At 68.5% G+C, this 20,880-nt stretch carries 20 protein-coding genes; 10 read left to right on the forward strand and 10 right to left on the reverse strand.

Going from position 1 to position 20,880, the window contains the following annotated elements; translation table 11 throughout:
• Positions 1-27 precede the first annotated feature (27 nt).
• Positions 28-654, forward strand: a complete 627-nt coding sequence (locus G3I17_RS05725) for a hypothetical protein (protein WP_164594787.1) — start codon at positions 28-30, stop codon at positions 652-654.
• A gap of 14 nt (positions 655-668) precedes the next feature.
• Here G3I17_RS05725 and G3I17_RS05730 read toward each other — a convergent pair whose 3' ends face one another.
• Positions 669-1,475, reverse strand: coding sequence for a polysaccharide deacetylase family protein (locus tag G3I17_RS05730; RefSeq protein ID WP_164594788.1), 807 nt, complete (start codon positions 1,473-1,475; stop codon positions 669-671).
• Between the two features lie 142 nt (positions 1,476-1,617).
• Here G3I17_RS05730 and G3I17_RS05735 point away from each other — a divergent pair, with 142 nt between their 5' ends.
• Positions 1,618-3,528 (forward strand): 5'-nucleotidase C-terminal domain-containing protein, encoded by a 1,911-nt coding sequence (locus G3I17_RS05735; RefSeq protein WP_239062209.1) that lies wholly within the window; start codon positions 1,618-1,620, stop codon positions 3,526-3,528.
• Here G3I17_RS05735 and G3I17_RS05740 read toward each other — a convergent pair.
• The 4 genes from G3I17_RS05740 to G3I17_RS05755 form a co-directional block, all read right to left on the reverse strand.
• The gene (locus tag G3I17_RS05740; protein ID WP_164594790.1) at positions 3,518-6,274 is read right to left on the reverse strand and encodes an AfsR/SARP family transcriptional regulator; all 2,757 of its coding nucleotides are present in this window, start codon (positions 6,272-6,274) and stop codon (positions 3,518-3,520) included. The genes G3I17_RS05735 and G3I17_RS05740 overlap by 11 nt on opposite strands.
• A 58-nt stretch (positions 6,275-6,332) precedes the next feature.
• Positions 6,333-7,142 carry a helix-turn-helix domain-containing protein gene (locus G3I17_RS05745; protein ID WP_164594792.1) on the reverse strand — a complete coding sequence of 270 codons (810 nt, stop codon included), beginning with the start codon at positions 7,140-7,142 and terminating at the stop codon, positions 6,333-6,335.
• A gap of 115 nt (positions 7,143-7,257) precedes the next feature.
• A complete protein-coding gene (locus G3I17_RS05750; RefSeq protein ID WP_164594794.1) occupies positions 7,258-7,398 on the reverse strand; it encodes a hypothetical protein in 141 nt (46 codons plus the stop codon).
• 145 nt (positions 7,399-7,543) lie between these two features.
• Entirely contained in the window at positions 7,544-8,401 is an 858-nt protein-coding gene (locus tag G3I17_RS05755) for a methyltransferase domain-containing protein (RefSeq protein WP_164594796.1), read from the reverse strand.
• A 112-nt stretch (positions 8,402-8,513) separates the two neighbouring features.
• Between G3I17_RS05755 and G3I17_RS05760 the strand changes: the two genes are divergently transcribed.
• The 5 genes from G3I17_RS05760 (at position 8,514) to G3I17_RS05780 (ending at position 13,250) form a co-directional block, all read left to right on the forward strand.
• Positions 8,514-9,191: a helix-turn-helix domain-containing protein gene (locus G3I17_RS05760; RefSeq protein ID WP_164594798.1), complete on the forward strand. Its 678-nt coding sequence runs from the start codon at positions 8,514-8,516 to the stop codon at positions 9,189-9,191.
• 50 nt (positions 9,192-9,241) lie between these two features.
• Positions 9,242-9,937: an FCD domain-containing protein gene (locus G3I17_RS05765; RefSeq protein WP_203589786.1), complete on the forward strand. Its 696-nt coding sequence runs from the start codon at positions 9,242-9,244 to the stop codon at positions 9,935-9,937.
• Entirely contained in the window at positions 9,934-10,692 is a 759-nt protein-coding gene (locus G3I17_RS05770; protein ID WP_164594800.1) for a creatininase family protein, read from the forward strand. Before G3I17_RS05765 ends, G3I17_RS05770 begins: the two co-directional genes overlap by 4 nt.
• 91 nt (positions 10,693-10,783) lie before the next feature.
• A complete protein-coding gene (locus G3I17_RS05775; protein WP_164594802.1) occupies positions 10,784-11,710 on the forward strand; it encodes a PHB depolymerase family esterase in 927 nt (308 codons plus the stop codon).
• Between the two features lies 1 nt (position 11,711).
• Complete coding sequence (locus tag G3I17_RS05780) at positions 11,712-13,250, forward strand: AbgT family transporter (protein WP_164594804.1); 1,539 nt, start codon at positions 11,712-11,714, stop codon at positions 13,248-13,250.
• Positions 13,251-13,482: 232 nt separating this feature from the next.
• Here the strand turns inward: G3I17_RS05780 and G3I17_RS05785 are convergent, their stop codons facing one another.
• The 4 genes from G3I17_RS05785 to G3I17_RS05800 are packed head-to-tail and all read right to left on the reverse strand — an operon-like array spanning position 13,483 to position 16,117.
• Positions 13,483-14,061 (reverse strand): nicotinamidase, encoded by a 579-nt coding sequence (locus G3I17_RS05785; RefSeq protein ID WP_164594806.1) that lies wholly within the window; start codon positions 14,059-14,061, stop codon positions 13,483-13,485.
• A gap of 55 nt (positions 14,062-14,116) precedes the next feature.
• Positions 14,117-14,776, reverse strand: a complete 660-nt coding sequence (locus G3I17_RS05790; RefSeq protein WP_164594808.1) for a TetR/AcrR family transcriptional regulator — start codon at positions 14,774-14,776, stop codon at positions 14,117-14,119.
• Positions 14,777-14,783: 7 nt separating this feature from the next.
• Complete coding sequence (locus G3I17_RS05795; protein ID WP_164594810.1) at positions 14,784-15,797, reverse strand: NAD-dependent epimerase/dehydratase family protein; 1,014 nt, start codon at positions 15,795-15,797, stop codon at positions 14,784-14,786.
• Positions 15,798-15,808: 11 nt separating this feature from the next.
• Positions 15,809-16,117, reverse strand: coding sequence for an SDR family NAD(P)-dependent oxidoreductase (locus G3I17_RS05800; RefSeq protein ID WP_343238216.1), 309 nt, complete (start codon positions 16,115-16,117; stop codon positions 15,809-15,811).
• 256 nt (positions 16,118-16,373) lie between these two features.
• On the opposite strand from G3I17_RS05800, the gene G3I17_RS05805 reads away from it, so the two are divergent.
• Positions 16,374-17,711, forward strand: coding sequence for a lysine N(6)-hydroxylase/L-ornithine N(5)-oxygenase family protein (locus G3I17_RS05805; protein ID WP_164594812.1), 1,338 nt, complete (start codon positions 16,374-16,376; stop codon positions 17,709-17,711).
• Here the strand turns inward: G3I17_RS05805 and G3I17_RS05810 are convergent.
• On the reverse strand, positions 17,660-19,234 hold the full coding sequence (locus tag G3I17_RS05810) for a hypothetical protein (RefSeq protein ID WP_164594814.1): 1,575 nt from the start codon (positions 19,232-19,234) through the stop codon (positions 17,660-17,662). The two genes, G3I17_RS05805 and G3I17_RS05810, sit on opposite strands and share 52 nt — an antisense overlap.
• A gap of 221 nt (positions 19,235-19,455) precedes the next feature.
• Here G3I17_RS05810 and G3I17_RS05815 point away from each other — a divergent pair, with 221 nt between their 5' ends.
• The gene (locus G3I17_RS05815; RefSeq protein WP_164594816.1) at positions 19,456-20,214 is read left to right on the forward strand and encodes an AIM24 family protein; all 759 of its coding nucleotides are present in this window, start codon (positions 19,456-19,458) and stop codon (positions 20,212-20,214) included.
• Between the two features lie 461 nt (positions 20,215-20,675).
• Positions 20,676-20,813, forward strand: coding sequence for a hypothetical protein (locus tag G3I17_RS05820; protein ID WP_164594818.1), 138 nt, complete (start codon positions 20,676-20,678; stop codon positions 20,811-20,813).
• Positions 20,814-20,880 lie beyond the last annotated feature (67 nt).

Here is a 20,880-nt window from a genome sequence, read left to right on the forward strand (position 1 = left end):
GGACCTCGGGGCTGAGAGGGTTGGGGGATGAGCGATCAAGTTCCGGTGCAGACGTTCGTCGTCAGCATCGATCGGGATGCTGTGGTGCAGCGTCGGGCCGTGGTCAGTAAGGTGCAGCGGCGGGGGGCGTGGGCGACGCTGGTGATCGGGGCCTTGGGCATCGGGCTGGCGCTGTTCGCGCTGATCGCCTTCCGGGGGGCCGGGATGTGGCCGTTCTCGTTGTTGTTGATTGCGGCAATGGTCCCGCTGGTGCTCAGTACGCTGCTGGCGCTCAAGCTGGACAAGGAGCGGCAACACTGGTTCGCGGCGAACGAGTTGCCGCCGGTGGCGATGCGGATGTCGCCCAAGGGGCTGGAGCTGGCCTGCGAGGGGGCGGCGTACCCGGTGATCTTGCCGTGGACTGCGGTCAAGGGGTTCAAGCAGGTGAAGATCTTCGGGCAGTTCGTGCTCGAGTTGCAGTTGCAGCCGGGGATCGGGGCGACCACCGCCGGCGTACGCGGGCTCGATCAGCCGGCCGTCCGCTCGGTAGTCAAGCCGAGCCCGCTGCTCAAACCGACCGGTCTCTACCTGGTGAAGTCCCTCGACCAGCCGGTCCATGTCATAGATCAAGCCTTGAAACACTTCTCCGGAGGCAAAGCCTCAGTCGCCAGCTAGAGCCAGCTAGCTAGCTAGCAGGGGAGCGCGCGGAAGGTGTAGCCGCGGGCCGTCAGCTGGGTCAGGGACCGCTCCAGCGCCGCGACGGTCTCGGCGCGGTTGCCGCCGCCGTCGTGCATCAGGATGATGGCGCCGGGGTAGGCGCCGCGGAGGATCGCGCGCTCGATCTTGGCCGCGCCGGGCTTCTTCCAGTCGTTCGTGTCGACGTCCCAGAGCACCTGCCGCTGGTGGTTGGCCGTGGCGACTGCTTCGACCAGCGCGTTCGTGTCGCGGTACGGCGGGCGGAAGCACTTGGACTTCACGCCGCTGAAGATCTCCTCCTTGACCCGCTGAGGGGTCAGGTGGGTGAGCATCGGGTGGTCCCAGGTGTGGTTGCCGACGTGGTGCCCGAGGCTCCGCTCGATCTCGACCAGCTCCGGGTGAGCGGCCGCCTCCCGGCCGAGGACGAAGAACGTCGCCTTCGCGTGGTGCCGGGCCAGCACGCTAAGCACCTTCGGCGTCCATTCCTCCTGCGGCCCGTCGTCGAAGGTCAGGTAGATGACCTTGCCGTCGTTGCCCAGCGTCCAGTCGTCCGCGGTGGCCGCTGTGCCCGTCCGCTGGTTCTTCCGCCCAGCGGCGGTGGTCCGGTGCCCGCGCGTAGACGTCAGCTTCTGCCGCGAGAACTTCGCCGAAACCAGCTTCGCCGGCGGCTGCCCGGCCGGTCCGGAGGCGACCAACCTGTCGCCGGACGTCTGCGGTGACGATGGGGTGGCCGCCTGGGCGAGGGCGGCTACGAACAAGATGGCGGCAACGAGAAAGAGTTTGCCGGGCGGCAAGGTCATTGCGGCATCCTCTCGTGACCGCGGGGCTATCCCGGCACCACCCCCGGCGCGCCGCACGTATCGTGCCTCTCGGGGCATCCCGCGCACGCTCACAGGCACGCCGGCCGCTCCAGCCAGAACCCGACGACGCGTGAGGCGACAGATGACGGACAGCGACCAGACGACAGCCGGTACTGGGGCCGGCGGCCCGGCGAACCAGGCAGATGGAGCAGTGGACCGGGGCATGGGCAGGCGAACGGTGATCGGTGGCGCCGCCGCGGCACTGGCAGCGGCCGGCTTCCAGGCTGCGCCGGCGTACGCGGGCAAGGGCCATGGGCCCAAGGAGCCGGAGGTGATCCGGCTGAGCGTGATGGGCACGACCGACCTGCACGGCAACGTCTTCAACTGGGACTACTTCAAGAACACCGAGTACGACGACGCCGCCCACAACGACATCGGGCTGGCCAAGATCGCCACCTTGGTGAAGGCCGTCCGGGCCCGGATCAAGGCCGAGCGGCACACGCCCGACCCGCTGATGATCGACGCCGGCGACACCATCCAGGGCACCCCGCTGGCCTACTACTTCGCCAAGATCCAGCCCATCACCGGCGGTCACCGGCACCCGATGGCCGCGGCGATGAACGAGATCGAGTACGACGCCGCCGCGCTCGGCAACCACGAGTTCAACTACGGCCTGGACATCCTGCGCAAGTTCCAGAGCCAGCTCCACTTCCCGCTGCTGGGCGCCAACGCCCAGGACTGGTCCACCGGCCTGCCGGTCTTCCCGCCGTACGTGCTGAAGAAGGTCCAGGTGCACGGCCAGGGCCCGATCACGGTCGGCATCCTCGGCCTGACCAACCCCGGGATCGCGATCTGGGACAAGGCGAACGTCGAGAACAAGATCAAGTTCGGCGGCATCGTCGAGCTCGCCAAGGAGTGGGTCCCCAGGGTCCGCGCGGCCGGCGCCGACGTGGTGATCGTCTCCGCGCACTCCGGGATGGACCTGTCCTCCTCGTACGGCGACGCGCTACCGGTTCCCGAGAACGCCTCGGTCCTGATGGCCGAGACCGTCCCCGGGATCGACGCCGTACTGGTCGGGCACGCGCACCTGGAGATCCCGCAGCGACTCGTGACGAACAAGACCACCGGCGAGCAGGTCGTGCTGACCGAGCCGCTCAAGTGGGGTATGCGGCTCTCGCTGATCGACCTCGACCTGCAGAAGGTCGGCGGCAAGTGGAAGGTCCTCGGCCGGCACAGCCAGGTGCTCAACGCGAACACGGTCGCCGCGGACGCCAAGGTCGTCCGGATCCTGCAGGAGGACCACGACAAGGTCGTCAACTACGTCAACTCCAAGATCGGCACCTGCACCGAGGCGATGTCCGCCGCGACCGCGCCCTGGGAGGACACGGCCGCGCTGGACTTCGTCAACTTCATCCAGGCCGACGCCGTGAGCAAGGCCCTGGTCGGTACGCCGCAGGCCACACTGCCGGTACTTGCGATCGCCGCGCCTTTCAACCGCGCGGCGGCGATCCCCGCGGGTGACGTCTCGATCCGCGACGTCGCCGGGCTCTACATCTTCGACAACACGCTGCTCGCGGTCACGATGACCGGCGCTCAGGTGAAGGACTACCTGGAGTTCTCCGCGCAGTACTTCAAGCAGGTCAGCGGCCCGGGCCCGTTCCCGGCCGACCAGGTGACCAACGCCGTGACGCCGACCGCTCCGGGCGGTACGCCGGACTACAACTACGACATCATGGGCGGCCTGACCAAGCCGATGGCGTACAAGATCGACATCGCCAAGGCCCCCGGCTCGCGGATCACGGACCTCAGCTACGACGGTGCGCCGGTGGCCGCAGACCAGCAGTTCGTCGTCGCGGTCAACAACTACCGGCAGTCCGGCGGCGGCAACTTCCCGCACGTCAAGACCGCTCCGGTCGTCTACAACCGCCAGGTCGAGATCCGCCAGTTGATGATCGACTACGTGACCGCCACCGGCGAGGTCAACCCGAACGCCTTCCACACCACCGACTGGTCGCTCATCTCCAACGGCAGCCCAATCGTGGTCAACGGCTAGCCCCCGCCTCGGCGAGTCCGGCCAGACTGCGTCGCTCTCCCCACTGGTCGCCTAATCCGCGCCAGAGCCGGAGGGCGTCGCCGAGGTGCCGGACCGAGTCGTCGGTCCGGCCCGCGCGCAGGCAGGACTCGCCGAGCTGGGTGAGAGCGTGGCCGAGCATGTGTTCGTAGCCCTCCGCACGAAGCAGGGCGACGCAGCGCAGGCCACGCTCGATCGCTTCGTCATGCCGCCCGAGGCTGGACAGCACCGCGCCGAGGCTGTCCGCCACCGAGGCTTCGACGAAGCGATTGCCGCGCTGCCGGGCGAGCAGCATCGCGTCCTCGAGCAGGGGCAGTACCTCCAGGTGGCGGCCCATCATCGAGTACGCGACCGCGAGGTTGCTCGCGATGACCTGGTCGCCGCCGGCCTCGACCTGGCCGGGATCCAGCTCGAGATCGGTGAGGATCTCGATCGCGGCCTCATGACCCGCGACGGCCTCCTCCTGCTGCCCGAGGAAGTGGTGGACCAGGCCGGCGTCGTTGGCGAGCCTTCCCTGGCTCAGCCGATCACCCGACCGCCGCGCGGCGGCCTGGCCGATCTCGATCGCGCCGAGCCACTCCGTCCACCTGCTCGTGCTGTGGCAGAGCGCGCCCAGCGCAGTGGCAAGGTCAGCCGCACTCTGGTCGAACCCACGATGGGCAGCCATACGTAGTACATCGATCAGAGCCGTGAGATGGCCGCCGGCCCATGTCATCGCCTCGTCATACGTGAGCCGTACTGCCGCCTGTACTGCCGCAGTGGAGCTGATCTGGCCGAGACCGGGCGCCAGGATCTCCCGGGTGCGGACGGCGGCCGCGAGGTACCAGCCGATGAGGCGCTCGATGGCGGCGCCGGCGCTGGAACCGGGCTCGTCCAGCCCGGCGCATTCGTGGGCGTAGACGCGCAGTAGGTCGTGGAAGCGATAGCGATCGCGGCCGACCTGCTCCAGCAGATGCCAGCGGACCAGGCTGTCGAGCTGCCGCCGGGCAGCGGGTTCGTCGATCGCGAGTAGGGCGGCCGCATCCGGTACGCCGACCTCCTGCGCCGGATGCAGACCGAGCAGCCGGAACGCCTGGGCGTCGGCCGGTTTCAGGGCCCGGTACGACCACGAGAAGACCGCGCGGACCGCTGACGACTCGTCATCCGGGGTCGAGAGGCTGTCCAGCCGGTCGCCGTCGACGCGCAACTCGTTGACCAGGTCGCCGATCGAGTAGTGGTCGCTGCCCGCGATCCGCTCGGCTGCGATCCGCAACGCGAGTGGAAGGTGGCCGCAGTACGCCGCGAGCTCGCGCGCGAGCGGGACGTCGGACTCGACCAGCTCGGCGCCCAGGACCTGGCGGAGCAGATCGAGGGACGCATCCGGCGCCAGTACCTCGACGCTGACCCTGGTGGCGCCGTCGCGGGCGACCAGGCCGGCCAGCCGATTGCGGCTCGTCACCACGGCCAGACATCCCCGCGATCCGGGAAGCAACGGACGTACCTGCTCGACGTCGACCGCGTTGTCGAGCACGACCAGTACTTTGCGCCCGGTGAGCAGCGAACGGTAGAGCCCGGCTTTGGCGGTCGCGTTCTGCTGAAGCAGTTCGGGATCGGCACCCAGCCCTCGCAGCAGGTGCTCGAGTGCGTCGCCGGACGTCAGGGCGGCGGCCCGGGGATCGAAACCCCGAAGGTCGAGGAACAACTGACCGTCGGGGAAGGAACCCGCGACCTGGCGGGCAAGCTGCACGGCCAGGGCTGTCTTGCCGACTCCCGCGGGGCCGTCGATGGCGAGGATCAACACGAACCCACCGAGCGCGTCGCTGGTGGCTGCCTCGCACAGCTCGGTGGCCCGGCGCAGCTCGCCGTCGCGGCCGGTGAAGTGAGCGACCTCGTGGGGGAGTTGAGCCGGTACTACGCCGACGACCGGCGGCTGCGGGCGGCGGCTCAGGTTCTCGGCCTCGGCTGCTCCGCCGAGGACCCGCTCCTGCATCTGCCGCAGGGCCTGGCCTGGTTCGATCCCGAGCTCGTCGATGAGCCGGCGGCGAATGCTCTGGTAGACGTCGAGCGCCTCGGCCTGCCGCCCGGTCCGGTAGAGCCCGAGCATCAAGAGCTCGGAAAGCCTTTCGCGCAAGGGATTCGCGGCCGACAGTACGGCCAGGGCGCTGACTGCGTCGGCGGCGCTGCTCGTCTCGATCAGCGCGGCGCAGCGGATCTCCTGGACATCGAGCTCGAGCGCCTCCAGCCTCGCCCGTTCGGCGGTGACGAGAGGGCCGATGGCGCCGCCGAGGGCCGGTCCCTGCCATTGCGCCAAGGCGAGGTCGCAGTGTGCCAGCGCCTGCGAGAAGTCGTCGACGGACCAGCGCCGCCGGGCCTCGGCCGCGGCCTCCTCGAATCGGCGGACATCGATCGACTCCGTTGGCAGCAGCAACGAATAGCCCGCTCTGCTGCTCGTCAGCAGGCGGTGCGGGTGGCCGCGGGTCCAGTCCGGCTGGAGTGCTTTGCGCAGCGCCGAGACATAGGTGTAGACGCCGCCCTCGGCTGTCTTCGGCACTGCCTCACCCCATAGGGCATCCACCAACTGGTCCAGGGTGACCGTCGCATTGGCCCGCAAGGCGAGAACGGCGAAGAGGGACCGTGGGCCGGGCGCGCCGAGCTCGATCTCGGCGCCGGCCTCGAGCACACCGACCTGCCCGAGCAACCGAACCGATGTCCTGGTCTCGCTCCTCGAACCACTGGCTGAGGTCATCATTCTTCCGGCCACCTCGGAACTGAAGATCCCCCGGGACGACGGGTCTCACTATGACCGGTCAGCTGGTGGCTGCCAAGGTCTCGTTGCCCCGATCATCGACCCTCGCCCCGATCGCCGACCGGGCTGCGGCCTCGGCGATCCGCCGAAGCCAGAGCACTGTCTGGCCACAGTCGGCGAGCGATTTCGCCTTCGCCGTCAGCACCACCGGCGGTCGGCCTGGACCGAGCGGCAGCGCAACCGCGAGACAGCTGATCCCGTCCACTTCGGCGATTGCGAACTGGCGGCGCCTGATCCGCAGCAGCTCGCTCTGCATCGCCGTTGCCTCGCCGGCTGTCAGTCCCCAGGTCTCCGCAAGGTCGCAGACGGCCCGCGGATCGTGGCTGAGCAGCATCCGGCCGGCTGCGGTGCTGTGGGCGGCCGCACGGCCGGAGTCGTCGCTGGCGGTCCGTGGATTGTCGTGACCGTAGACGCGATGAGCGAACACGACGTCAGCGCCGTCGAGCACTGCGAGGCTTGAGGTCAGCCGCGTCCTCGCCATCGCGTCCCCGGCGTACGGCGCGAGCCGGCGCAGCAGTTCCGGCCTGCTCCTGTCATGACCGTGGTTCCCCAGCCGGGAGACCGTACTGCGTGATCGCTCCGCTGCCGCGTAACCGATGCCGAACCGGACCACGACCCCGGCGGCGATGAGTTCGCCGAGCAGCCGATGCGTCGTCGACTTCGGTAGCCCGGTGGACCTGCTCAGCTCGGACAGCCGCATCGCCGGGCAGGCGGCGCGCAGCGCGTCGTACAGGGCGAAGGCCTTGCCGATCGCCGCCGCCGGCGTCTGGTCGTCCGGCCGGGCGAGCTCGGGTGCCGCGGAAGCTGTCATGAATCCAGGCTCGGGCAGGCGTCTCGGCGATTTCTCGATGATTTCTCGAGACGCGGAAAAGCCTGTGGGTGCCCAGGCAGATCTGGGCACCCACAGGCCTCGAAGTACGGAGGGGTTACGGACAGGCGCGGCTGCAGACCGCCATGGACTGGCCGTCGGGCGAATGCACGAGGCTGACCGCGAAGCCACCGACGGCGAGGGCGCCGAGGGCGAGGGCCGCGGCGAGACGGTTCTTGTGGAGCAGGGACTTGATCATGTTTTCCTCCTGGGGGCACCGGAGCGATAGCCGGCCGGGCTGACCGGCTGCCCAGAAGTAGAGCAGCGGCGAACACGCCGTGGACCGCCCTGTTCCGTCGGCCGGAACACTTTCCAGATAAGGAAGGACGTCGCCCCCTGAGGTCTCACCGGGTGCCGGTGACGACCAGTATCTCGCACGGGCCCGCAAACCCTTGTGGGCCGTCGAACTGGGCGAGTTGCTCGGTGACTTCCTGCCAGGCCGCAGCTTTGGCGTCGTCGTCCAGCCGGGAGAGCATCTGGTGCAACGCGCCGAACGACTCGCGTTCGAACCGGACACACTCCGCGGCACTTGGCAGCCGGACGGGCGACGGAACGGTCGTCACCGTGATGTCGCGGAAACCCGCCGCCGAGAAGGCCTTTTCGGCGACCCCTGGTCCGCCGAGGCTGAACGGCCCGGGCTGATCTGGCACCGGTGGCGGCAGTTCCGCCCGGCGGCGAATGATGCCCACCGGGATCGAGAAGAAGCCGTTGCGGTCCGGCGTCGAGTAGACGATCGCGGAAAACTTCCCGCCCGGCCGCAACGCCCGGCGGATCCCCGTGAGGGCGGCCTGCTGGTCGGGGAAGTAGATCAGGCCGACCCGGGAAATCGCTGCGTCGTACTCGCGCCCGGCCAGCGCGGAGAGGTTCTCGCCGTCGGCCTCCAGGGTTTCGACCGTCTCGATCCCAGCCTCGGTCGCGGCGCGGGCGGCGTACCGGAGGATGGCGGGGGAGATGTCGGTGGCCAGTACGCTGCCGCCAGGCCCAGCCAGTCGCGCGGCGGCGAGGGTCTGCCCGCCGGCCCCTGCGGCGATGTCGAGCACGCGGTCGTCCTTGCCGATCCCGGCCGCCCGGAGCATGGCATCGGTCGCCTCGCCCAGCCAGTCGTCGATGGTGGGACCCCAATGGCTCCATGCCTGCGCGGCCTCTTCCCACTGGGCCCGCGTTGTCTGCTTGAACACGATCGGATCGAAACTGGTGGTCATGTTTCCCCCTCGGTTTGATGAGGGTTCCAGCGCAACACCGGCGTGCGATGCTTTCTAGTACAGGTTCTGGACTGCCCTGGTACAAATCATGGACCGAGCGCACAATGAACCCGTGCGAGACTACGGCCAGTACTGCCCCGTGGCGCTGGCCAGCGAGGTGCTGGCCGACCGGTGGACGCCGTTGATCGTGCGCGAGTTGGTGCTGGGCAGCCGGCGGTTCAACGACATCGATCGTGGTCTGCCGGGGATCTCCCGCACGCTGCTGAAGCAACGCCTGCACCACCTGGAACGCAAAGGCGTGCTGGAGCGCGTCCCGGTCGCTCGCGGGCACGAGTACCAGCTCACCGCGGCCGGTCGTGACCTCGAAGGTGTCATCATGGCGATCGGCGAGTGGGCGGTGCGCTGGATGTTCTCCGAGCCGCAGCCGCGCGAGGTCGACCCGATCACCCTGACCTGGTGGATGTCCCGGCGGATCGACCACGAAGAACTTCCCCTGCAGCGGGTCACGGTCGAGTTCGACTACCGGGGCGACGATCCGACCCGGATCTGGCTGGTCCTCGATCGGGAGGAGGCCTCGGTGTGTACCACCCACCCGGGCTTCGACTGCGATGTCGTGGTCACTACCCAGCCGGTCGACCTGATGCGAGTGTTCTCCGGCATCACCACGCTGGCCCAGGCCCGCATTGACGGCGCGGTCGTTCTCGCCGGGCCGCCTCGATTGCTTCGGATGCTGCCCGCGTGGTTCCTCTGGAGCCCGTTCGTCCCTGCCGTGCGGGAGCGACTGAGCTGACCTGGCCTGAGGTCTTGACCCTGGGAGAGAGTAAGTGATTTAGTCACTTTGTGACTTACTCAACGGTGGGTGTGACGCCGAGCTTGTCGGACCGGCTGACCGAGGCGATCCTCGGCATCATCCGGGACGCCGAGCTGGGCCCGGGTGACGCGATCCCGTCGTCGCGTGAGCTGGCGAAACGCTTCGAGCTCACTACCCCGACGATCCGCGAGGCCCTCCGCAAACTGGAGGCCACCGGAGCCGTCGAGTTCCGCCACGGCTCCGGCACCTACGTGGGTCCGACCATCAACAATGTGGTCCTCGCCAACCCCCATCGCCCGCCGATCACCAAAGAGTCGGTCCTCCAGTTGATAGGGGCCCGCCTGCTGATCGAGCCGGCAGTGGCCCGCGAGGCCGCGACTTCCCGTGCGGCCGAGAATCTCGAGCGGCTGGAGGCTGCGGTCACCAACGCGCTCACCCCGCCCGGCGGGCCTGCCTTCGCCTTGAACTTCCATGTGGAGCTGGCCGCAGCCTCCGGCAACCCGCTCGTCGAGGAACTGCTCGCCTCGCTGCTCAAGGTGCGCGTCCGCGAACAGCAACAGATCCGGCAGCTGTACGACAATCGCACCCGCGACCATGAGGAGCACCGAGCCATCGTCGACGCGGTCCGGGCCGGCGACGCGGAGGCGGCCGAGCGGTTGACGCGCGAGCACCTCGACCACATCCGGCAGGCCATCGAGGCGGTCGACTTCCTGGAGTTGCCATGAGCAACAAACTTGCGGAGATGACGACCGATCAGGCGCGCGACGCCGTCCGGCTGGCGCCGCTGGTGATCATTCCGGTCGGGGCGCAGGAGCAGCACGGCGGTGGGATGGCGATGTCGACCGATACGGTCCGCGCCGAAGGGCTCGCCGACTTGGTCGCCAACAGGCTGGATGGTCGCGCCGTGATCGCGCCGCCGCTCAACTACGGCGTATCCCCACATCACATGGCCTTCGCGGGCACCGTGACGTTGTCACCGGCAACCTTCCAGTCCGTACTGCGTGACCTCGTCGCCAGCCTGTACCAGCACGGCTGGAAGCAATTCCTGGTGATCACCGGCCATGGCGGCAACAACGCCGCGCTCTCCGTACTGGCCCAGGAGTACCTCTTGCAGCCCGACCTGACGTTCGCGTGGACACCCATCACGCCGCTCGTCTCCGACCTGATCGCCGGCATGGAGGTCAGCCAGGTGCACGGTCACGCCGGCGAGGCCGAGACCGCCCAGATGCTGTACCTCGCGCCCGAGCTCGTCCAGGCAGATCTCCTGGAGCCCGGCGCGACCCAGTTCGACGAACTGTCTCCGAAAGCCCGGCTGTCCCGGCAGGCCCAAGGTCCACGCCTGTCCGTCGGGTTCGACGCGTATCACAAGCGTGGCGTCCTGGGTGATCCCCGACGTGCCACTGCCGAGGACGGCCGGCTCCTGGTCGAGACCGCCGCAGACCGCATTGCCGCCTTCGCCGACGAGTTACTGACGGCCTGACCCACCAGTACCCCTTCACACTGGACCGCCAGATGCGTTCCAGGCGCGAGCCTGCCCGCCCGCAGGCCGCCGGCCCGAGGAGGCACCCCTGATGAACCTCGCACGCCCGAAAACCCTAGCCACCCTGCTGATGACGGCCGGCCTGGTGACCGCCGCCATCACGTTGCCCACGGCAACCGCTGCCACCCCCGCCGGCAGTACCGCGGGGTGCGGCAAGCAAACGGCCCCGACCGGCGACTACTCGCTGGTCAGCGGCGGCCTGACCCGGGCATACCGGCTGCACGTGCCGGCGAAGTACAAAGCCACCAAGACCTATCCGTTGATCGTCGTGTTCCACGGGCGCGGCAAGACCGGTGCGCAGACCGAGGCGTTCTCGGACCTGTCGAAGCTCGACGCGGTCGTTGCCTACCCCAACGGTGTACTCGGCGACGAGAACAAGCAGGCCTGGCAGGGCGCGCCGTACGCCGCCGACGGGGTTGACGATGTGAAGTTCACCAGCGACCTACTGGACGCCCTGGAAGCGCAGTACTGCGTCGACACCCGGGCGATCTACGCGACCGGCAAGTCCAACGGCGCCGGCTTCACCGGAATCCTCGCCTGCCAGCTGGCCGACCGCATCGCCGCGATCGCTCCCGTCGCCGGCGCGTTCTATCAGCAGGGCAAGCGGTGCAAGCCGAGCCGCCCGGTCCCGGTGCTCGACATCCACGGCACCGGTGACACCACGATTCCGTACGACGGCGACGGTGAGCGCGACCTGCCCAGCGTGCAGACGTGGGTCCGCGACTGGTCCGTCCGCGACCACTGCGACTCCGACCCGCGGGTGAGCCAGTTGGGTGACGATGTCCTGATCACGAAGTACAAGGGTTGCAAGGCTGACGTAGTACACGTTGCGGTGACGGACGGCGGGCACTCGTGGCCTGGGTCGGATGCTGCTTCCGGGCCTGGTTACGTGACCCAGACGTTCGAGGCGCACGAGCTGATCGGTGCCTTCTTCGCGGCTCACAAGTTGAGGACCTGAGATGACTACGACCGCTACCGAACCGAAGAAGGACCTGCCACGCCTGGTCCGCGGCATGGCTGTGATCGAGCGGGCCGGCAACGCGTTGCCGCATCCGTTCTGGTTGTTCTGGATCCTGTCCGCGATCCTCGCCGTGGTGAGCGCGATCCTCGCGGCGCTGGACGTCTCGGTGGTCTCGCCGAAGGACGGCAAGGTCGTCGCGGTACAGAACCTGCTGTCCGGCGACGGCCTGCAGATGGCTGTCTCGACGGCGATCTCGAACTTCGCCGAGTTCCCGCCGATGGCCACCATCGTGGTGGTGATCATGGGCGTCGCGCTGGCCGAGCGGACCGGGTTCCTGCAGTCGCTGATGAAGGTCAGCGTGTCCCGGGTGCCGACCTCGATGGTGGTCTTCGCGGTCGCCTTCGCCGGCACGATGGCGCACGTCGCCTCGGCGGCGGCGTACATCATCCTCGTGCCGCTGGGTGGGCTCGCGTTCCGCGCGGTCGGCCGGTCGCCGATCCTCGGCATCGTGGTCGCCTACACGGCGATCGCCTCCGGGTACGACGCCAGCCCGATCCCGACGCCGAACGACGCGATCTTCGCCGGGATCACCGAGGCGGCGGCCAAGACGATCGACCCCGGCGCGTCGATCTCGCCGCTGTCGAACTGGTTCTTCAACATCGCCTCGTCGGTACTGCTCGCGCTCGTCATCACCCTCGTCACCCGGTTGGTGCTGAGCAAGCGCGACGACCTGGACGCGGATCCGGATGCTCCCGGTGACGATCCGGACGCGCTGACGCTGTCGGCGCGGGAGCGGACCGGGTTGCTGCGGGCAACGATCGTCTTCGGGATCGCGGCGGTCGCGATCATCGCCGTACTGATCCCGCACGGCTCGCCGCTGCGGGGTGAGAACGGCAGCATCGTCGACTCACCGTTCCTGGACGGGATCGCGGTGGTCGTCGCCGTCCTCTTCGGGCTGGTCGGGATCACCTACGGCGTGACGGTCGGCGCGATCGAGAAGGGCGGCGATGTGCCGAAGCTGATGGCCGAGGGGATCAAGCAGATGGCACCGGTCCTGGTGCTGTTCTTCGCGATCGCGCAGTTCCTCGCGTACTTCAGCTGGAGCAAGATCGGCGAACTGCTGTCGGCCGAATCGGCCCGCTGGCTGGGCGATCTGGGCGCCCCGACGGTGGTGATCTTCCTCGGCATCCTGGTGTTGCTGACGCTGATCAACATCCTGGTCACCAGCGGCTCGGCGATGTGGTCCCTGACCGCGCCGATCCTGGTCCCGATGATGCTCCTGCTCAACGTGCCCGCCGAAACTACCCAGGCGCTCTTCCGGATCGCCGACTCGGGCTCGACCGCCATCACCCCGATGAGCCCGTACTTCGTGATGGCGCTGGGCTTCTTGCAGCGGTACCGGAAGGACGCCGGCGTAGGCACTCTCGCGTCGTACACCGTGCCGCTGGCGATCTCTATGACGATCGCCTGGACCCTGCTCTTCCTGGCTTGGTGGGCCTTGGGCATCCCACTCGGTCCCGGAGCGCCGGTCCGCTAACCCTCCCCACGCAGCTCCTCCGTCGCAGCTCCCGCCGCCGCTTGAAAGCGGGTGGTGGCTGGGGTGTCGCGCACGGGTAGGTGGTTGCCTGGGCAACTCGGGTGGAACCCGCCCACCCAGGCTCCTGTTCGGGTGCTGGCCAACCCGGATCCTCCGTCGCCCAGGCTCTGGTTCGGTGGTGCTGCCAACGACCGTGGCGGAAATGCGGCGCGCCCAGTCGACGGCGCTGCTCTCAGGAGAGAGCAACGCCAGCAGCGCGCAGATCCACCAAAGTCTGTTCGGTGCTCCCCGGTGCGACCCCAGCGGTAAGGCCGGTCAGCACCGTTGTGCCGAAGCCTTCGCGGTGGGAGTCGAGGGCGGTGGCTCGGACGCAGTAGTCGGTGGCTATGCCGCAGACGTCTACCTGGGTGACGCCCTTCTCGCGGAGCCAGTCGGCCAGGGGTTTGCCGTTTTCGTGGCATTTGCCTTCGAAGCCGGAGTACGCGGCTGCGTACTCGCCTTTGTCGAAGATCGCGTCGAAGGGTTGCGGGTCGAGGTTCGGGTGGAAGCCGACGCCGTCGGTGCCGGCGACGCAGTGCACCGGCCAGGAGTTCACGAAGTCGGGGGTCTCGGAGAAGTGGTCGCCCGGGTCGATGTGGTGATCGCGCGTCGCGACGACGTACGCGTAGTCCCGGTCGTCGGGCTCGGCCTCGTGCCAGCGGTGCAGCAGCTCGCCGATCCGGAAGGCGACGTCCGCACCACCACCGACCGCCAGGCTTCCACCTTCGCAGAAGTCGTTCTGCACATCGACCACGATCAGCGCCCGGGTCATCACAACACTCCTTCTGGGTGTCTTCCTGAACCCACGGTACAAGCCTCAGGCCCTGTCAGCGGTGAGGTTTGCCTGCTTTGAGGATGGTGTCCAGCGCTTCGGCAGGCGGCGGTGGGACCGGGAGCGCCGGTCGATCGGTCGCGCGCAGGCCGTCCAGGATGAGCGCCAGATAGCGCCGCCACAGGTCGGGGGAGACGTCCCGGGTCATCTCGTACGCCGGTCCGAGCAGCGCGAAGATGGCCGCGATGTCCTGTGGAGCGGCGTCGGCGCGGACGAGTCCGGCCTCCTGAGCGCGAGAGAAGATCGCGGTCACGTCCGCGACGATCCCGGGCCAGATCTGATCCTGACGCTCGGAATCGCCGAGCCCGGTCAACTGCTCGTAGAGTCCTCGATCAGCAGCCTGCCGGGCGCCGTTGCGCTCGAAGAACGCGACCAGCGCATCCCAGGGATCGTCCATCGCCAGGGCTTCGCGCGCGTCCGCGGCGATCTGCTCGGTGGCATCGGCCAGTACGACGGCCGCCAGCGCCTGCTTGTTGGGGAAGTGCCGGTACGCCGTACCGACGCCGACCCCGGCGTGCCGGGCGACGTCGTCGAGGGTGGCTCCGAAACCCCGCTCGGCGAACACCGCCCGGGCGCTGTCGATCAACCGGGCCCTGTTGCGGACCGAATCCTTGCGCGGGCCCTTCGCGTCACCAGCCTCACTAGCGGCACTCACGAGTACATCAGATCACTTTCCAGTCGAGCAGGCTGCGCCCGCAGGCGACCACGGTCTCGGCGGCCGGCCGGGCCTTCCAGCCGAGTACCCGTTCGGCTTTGGCGGTGCTGTGCAGGTTGCGGCGGCCCAGTGAGACGACGATCGAGCGCAGCGGCTTGTCGAAGACCGCCGAGAGCTTCACCACGAAGTCGGGCAGTTGCCGGGTCTTCACCTTGGCGCCGTCCGCGCCGAGCCCGTTCTTCAGGTCCATCGCCATGTCGCGCATCCAGGTGAACTCGCCGGTCGCGAGGAACCGCTGCCCGGCTGCCTCGGGTGCCGTCATCGCGCGGATGTGGATGTCGGCCAGGTCGCGGACGTCGACGATCTCGAGCCCGATCCGCGGCGTACCGGGCATCTTGCCGCCGACCATCCGGGCGATGATCTGGACCGACCCCAGGTTGCCGGTGCTCAGGATCGGCCCGAAGACCGCGCCCGGCAGGATCGTGGTCAGCATCGACGTCTTGCCTTCACCCTCGACGAAGGACCAGGCCGCCTTCTCCGCAACGGTCTTCGACCGCCGGTAGGGGATCAGCGTCGGGTCCTCGGGGTCCGTCCACAGGGTCTCGTCGGTGGTGCCCTCCTCGCGGTAGTCCGAGGGGCTCGCCGCGTTCGCCGCCGACGTCATCACGACCCGCTTCACGTCGGCCTTGGCGGCGGCGCGTAGTACCCGGAGTGCGCCGTCCCGCGCCGGGGTGACCAGGTCTTCCTGTCCGGCCTCGGTGCCCAGCGGCGACGCCACGTGCAGTACGTAGTCGACGCCGGCGACCGCTGCGTCCCAGCCCTCGTCGGTGGTCAGATCCGCGACCGCGAAGCTCAGCCGGTCACCCGGATCGACCACCGTTCCCACCGCGTCCCGGACCGTCTGCTCCTTCTTCAGGCTGCGCACGGTCGTCCGCACGTCGTACCCGCGTTGCAGCAACGCCGTGATGCACCAGCCCGCCACGTATCCCGTACCGCCGGTGACCAGCACTGTCTCGTTCATGTCGACCCTTCTCAGTTAACGGAGAGCCAATCTCCGGTTCTCTTCGAGAGTACACCCGAAAAGGAGACTGGATCTCCGTTTATCGTCTGGCCGGCCGCATCGGCAATCGATTCCGGCGTGCCCAGATCCATCGGTACCGCGAAAGCTTCCGCGCCCGATGATGTGATCTCCACCGCTACCTCGTCGGCGGCCTCTTTGCGTGAGCGGTACGTGATCGCGACCCGCGCGCCCTCCCGGGCGAAGGCCAGCGCGGTCTCCCGGCCGATGCCGGACGACCCACCGGTCACCAGTACTCGTTTGCCCTGCAATCCCAGCTCCACAACGACTCTCCTCGCGGCAGAGTCGACTCATTAGCCGACTAATGAATAAACTTGGCCGACTAACTATCACCGCACAAGCTACCGCGCCGAGCGGCCGGTGGCGCCGGGGGAAGCAGGAGAGGCTAACCTAAATCGGAAGCTTTGCAGCACCTTTCCTCACGGCGTGAAGAACCGCCGATGAGCCGCGGACCCACCGCTGGTTTGCCGCATTCTTTTAGGTTAGCCTCGCCTAACCGAGTGCAAGGAGAGGACTGGCATGGTGGGGTTGGCGGCACAGGCGGGACATCCGGTGTACGACGTCATCGGGGTCGGGTTCGGTCCGTCGAACCTGGCGCTGGCGATCGCGGCCGGTGAGCGCGGAGCGGCGGGACCGCGGGCGTTGTTCCTGGAGCGGCAGGCCGAGTTCGGCTGGCACCGCGGGATGCTGATCGAGGACGCGACCATGCAGGTCTCGTTCCTCAAGGACCTGGTGACGTTGCGGAACCCGGCGAGCGAGTTCAGCTTCCTCACCTACCTGCACCAGAACGGCCGGTTGATCGACTTCATCAACCACAAGACGCTGTTCCCGCTGCGGATCGAGTTCCACGACTACCTCGAGTGGGCGGCCGGCAAGGTCGGCGACGTGGTCCGGTACGACCGCGAGGTCCAGGCCGTCCGGCCGATCCGTACCGACGGCGTGATCGACGCCTTCGAGGTGACCTCGGCCGGTCAGCACGGCACCTCGGTCGACCGGACCCGGAACCTCGTCCTGGGCGTCGGCCTCAAGCCGTACCTGCCCGCCGGCATCACCCGGTCGGACCGCATCTGGCACAACCAGGAGTTGCTCACCCGGGTCCGCGAGCTCGACGGCCGCACCCCGGGCCGCTTCGTCGTCGTCGGTGCGGGGCAGAGCGCGGCCGAGGTGACCGCCTTCCTGCACGAGACGTTCCCGAAGTCCGAGGTGTGCGCGGTGTTCTCGCGGTTCGGCTACAGCCCGGCCGACGACAGCCCGTTCGCCAACCGGGTGTTCGATCCGGACGCCGTCGACGAGTTCTACTCCGCGCCCGAGGACGTCAAGCAGATGGTGCTCGACTACCACGGCAACACCAACTACTCGGTGGTCGACGCCGAGCTGATCGAGGCCCTGTACAGCCGGATGTACCGCGAGCGCGTGCTGGGCACCGAGCGGCTACGGACCTTCAACGTGTCCCGCGTGGTCGACGTGCTCGACACCGACGAGGAAGCGACCGTCACGGTCGAGTCGCTCAGTAGCGGCCAGAAGGCCCAGCTGGCGGCGGATGTGGTCGTGTACTGCACCGGCTACCGGCCGGCGGATCCGGTGGCGCTGCTCGGCGAGATGGGTGAGCTCTGCCGCCGGGACTCCGAAGGCCGGGTCAAGATCGGCCGCGACTACCGGGTGCAGACGACCGGTGAGCTGCAGGCGGGCATCTACCTGCAGGGCGGCGGTACGGAGCACAGTCACGGCCTGGCGTCCTCGCTGTTGTCGAACACGGCCGTCCGGGCGGGCGAGATCGTCGAGTCGATCGTGGACTCCCAGGCGGCTCAGGCCGTCGAGCGGCCGACCGCAGTACCGGATTTCGCCGGCTCGCACTGAGCTCGTAGCTTCTGGAGCTCCTCCAGTTCGGCGGTGACCGCGGCGACGCGGTCGCGGTGACCTGCCTGGTACTCCGCCAGCTCGGCGGCGGTCTGGTCGGCCTGCTTGCGCAGCCGCTCGATCCGCTGGGCCGCGTCGGCCTGCTCGGCTGAGTGTTTCTTGCGAGCCTTCGCGTAGTTGTAGCCGGCGGTGGCGATGATCACGAGGCCCACCACGGTCCAGAACGAGTGCAGCAGCAGACCGAACGCGACCGCCACCACCAGTCCCGCCGCGGCGATCGCGACCGGCCCGCCGAGCTCGCGGACCGACAGCGGCTGCACGGTCGCGCTGATTGCGGCCTCGGCGGCGGCCAGCGACTGCCGGTCCGGACCGTCCGACGACAAGATGACCGGCCGCCACTCGATCTCCTTGCTCACCGTGCCGGGGCTGAGCGTCCGCGCCGTCTGGGCCAGCGCCTCGGCATCGGCCAGCACGCCGGCGGAGACCACTCGCAGCGCCGTGGCCGCGAGGTGTGGTTCGTCGGTGTTGCGCAGATCGGCCATCAGCAGCTTGTCGATCGCACCGGCGGGGTCGTCGATCGCACCGACGCCGGTCGCGGTGCCTCCGGTGATCTGGGTCCGCAGCTCGGCGACCCGGGCCAGGGCTCCCCGCTCGGCCACACTGCCCTCGGAGATCAGCAGGCGCAGTACGGCGGAGGTGCTGTCCGGGTCGGGTTTGTCGCCGGGGACGTAGGCCAGGTCGCCGTCCGGCTCGAGCACGCTCGTGTCGCCGGCAATGGCCGCGACTGCCGTCCGCAGCCGGCTGAGGTCGGCGCGGGCCTTGGAGTGGGTCGCGATCTCAGGAAAGGCCGGCCCGTTGACGAGGACCCTGGCGACGCGCTCCATGACTGGAGTCGCCCAGCGCTGCGCCGCGGCCGTGCCCGGCACCTTCAGCCGCGTGACAACCGCGGTCAGCCCTTCGATCCCGAACCCGCCGCGCGCCGCAGTCGTCCACAGCGCCCGCTGCACGCGGGTCACGGTGCCGTCGTCGGCCACCTTGCCGAATGCGGTGTCCAGCCACTGAGCCCGGACCTCGTTCCGCCGGCCGAGCGCGGCAAGCGCGAGACACAGGAAGATCGACGTCCGGAACTCGTCCCGCTGCAGCGCCTCGGCCAGCACCGCCTCGTCCGGAGCATCGGCGATCAGACTGCGAACCGCTTCCACCGCAGGACCGAGCCAGTACGCCGGTACGTCGCGTCCTGCCGCCGGCGGCGTCTCGCCGGAAGCCAGCGCCGACAACACCTGCCCTGCGTGCCGGCGGACCTCGGCGGCGTCCGCGAAGCCGATCAGGTCGAAGCGGATGTCGGACAGCTCGACGAAGGCGTCGAACGCCGTCGTGAGCCGCTGCAGCCGCGTTTCCATGCTGCCCTGGACCTGTGACAGCCGGGTTCGGAGGTTCGAGGCCTCGTACGCCGTCGCCGCCATCTGGTCGCGCAGCTCGTCCAGCTGCAGGTTCTGGCGTCTCTCGGTGTACCAGTCGGACATCGTGACTCCCGGTCGATTGGTGATTGCGCGGAACAGCATCCCGTGCGTGTGGGGTCAGGGCCTGACCAGGGTGGTACCGGGTGGGCTGGCAGGCCTCGGTGCCGCACTCTGGATCGGAAGGGCAGGGCGCGCGAGCTTTGGGGCAGGAACTGATGGCACCGGGCGCGAGTGGGATGCGTCCGACCCTACGCTCGGGGTCATCGACATGAAGGGGGACTGGCATGCGGAGCGAACTGTTCGCCGCGACCAACCAGGAACAGGAGTCGGCGCAGGCCGGCCTGCGGCTGCAGAACTCGAAGCTGCTCAAGGTGGAGCTGCGGGGTGAGGTCTTCGCCCGGCAGGGCGCGATGGTCGCCTACCAGGGCAACGTGCAGTTCGCGGCCCAGGGATCCGGGGGGATCGGCAAGTTCCTGAAGCAGAAGCTGACGGGTGAGGGCATCCCGTTGATGAAGATGAGCGGGCAGGGCGATGTGTTCCTCGCCGACCGGGCGTCGGACATCTATCTGATCGACCTCGACGGGCCACACGACGGGCTGAGCATCAACGGCGCGAACGTGCTCGCCTTCGAGTCGACGCTGAGCTGGGACATCAAGATGGTGCAGGGCGCCGGGATGATGTCGAACGCGGGCCTGTTCAACTGCAACTTCGCCGGCCAGGGCCGGATCGCGATCACCTGCAAGGGCACACCGGTGGTCCTGAACGTGGACCAGCCGACGTTCGCCGACCCGCAGGCGGCGGTCTGCTGGTCGACCAGCCTGCAGACCGGGTACCAGCGTGCCGACCAGCTCGGCCTCGGCACGCTGCTCGGCCGGTCCACCGGTGAGGGGTTCACGATGAGCTTCGCGGGCCAGGGATTCGTCGTCGTCCAGCCGTCCGAGGAGCCGCCCGGCGGCATCATCGGCGGTACCGGCGGCGGCCAGCAGGCCGGCCAGGAAGGTGGGGTCGCCGGCATGCTCGGCGGGCTCCTCGGCGGCCGCTGACCGAACCCCCGGCGCCGGCCCCCCAACGCCGGCGTCGGGCCGGTAGTACCCAGCCCCGCGTCAGTACTGACGCGGGGCTGCTGGCTACTCAGTGACAGCAGCTCTTTGCGGCGAGTGACGATTCCCCTCCCGGTCCGATGGCCGACTACCTCGGATATGGTGCGCAAACGCTGACTTCAAATGTACGGACGACTATCACCCAGGCTTTTCCGAGGCCGTCGCGCGCTTTACTGGGGGCCTACCGCAAGGAATCTGGGTAGTGATTACCCATTGACTGTTTTCCCCCGTGTGGGCAGGCTTCCTGAGCGGTACGAAGTGGGTCGCCTGCTTCACATAATGCCCAGAAAAATACAGTCAAATGCATTTCCCGGACTTATTGGAATTAGTTGTCACGGGTGCTCTAATGATCGCATTGCGGCGCCGCCGCAATGCGATGACAGCCAAGTACTTTGGAGGAAGTCATGGAGCAGAAGGCCGAGGTCCGCGAGCCGAGGAAACTCCTCGTTCGCAAGCTGGAGAACCTCGAGACGACCCTGATCATCACCGACCCGGGCGGCGGCGGTGGCGGCGGCGGCTGCCGCGACGCCACATGCGGCTAGTCAGCTAGTCGGCCGGGGCGCGGGAGACCGCGCCCCGGCCCACCAGGTCTGGACGGGATACGGGAGG

Source organism: Streptomyces sp. SID13031 (assembly GCF_010548305.1).
In the GTDB taxonomy this organism is placed as follows: Bacteria; Actinomycetota; Actinomycetes; order Propionibacteriales; family Kribbellaceae; genus Kribbella.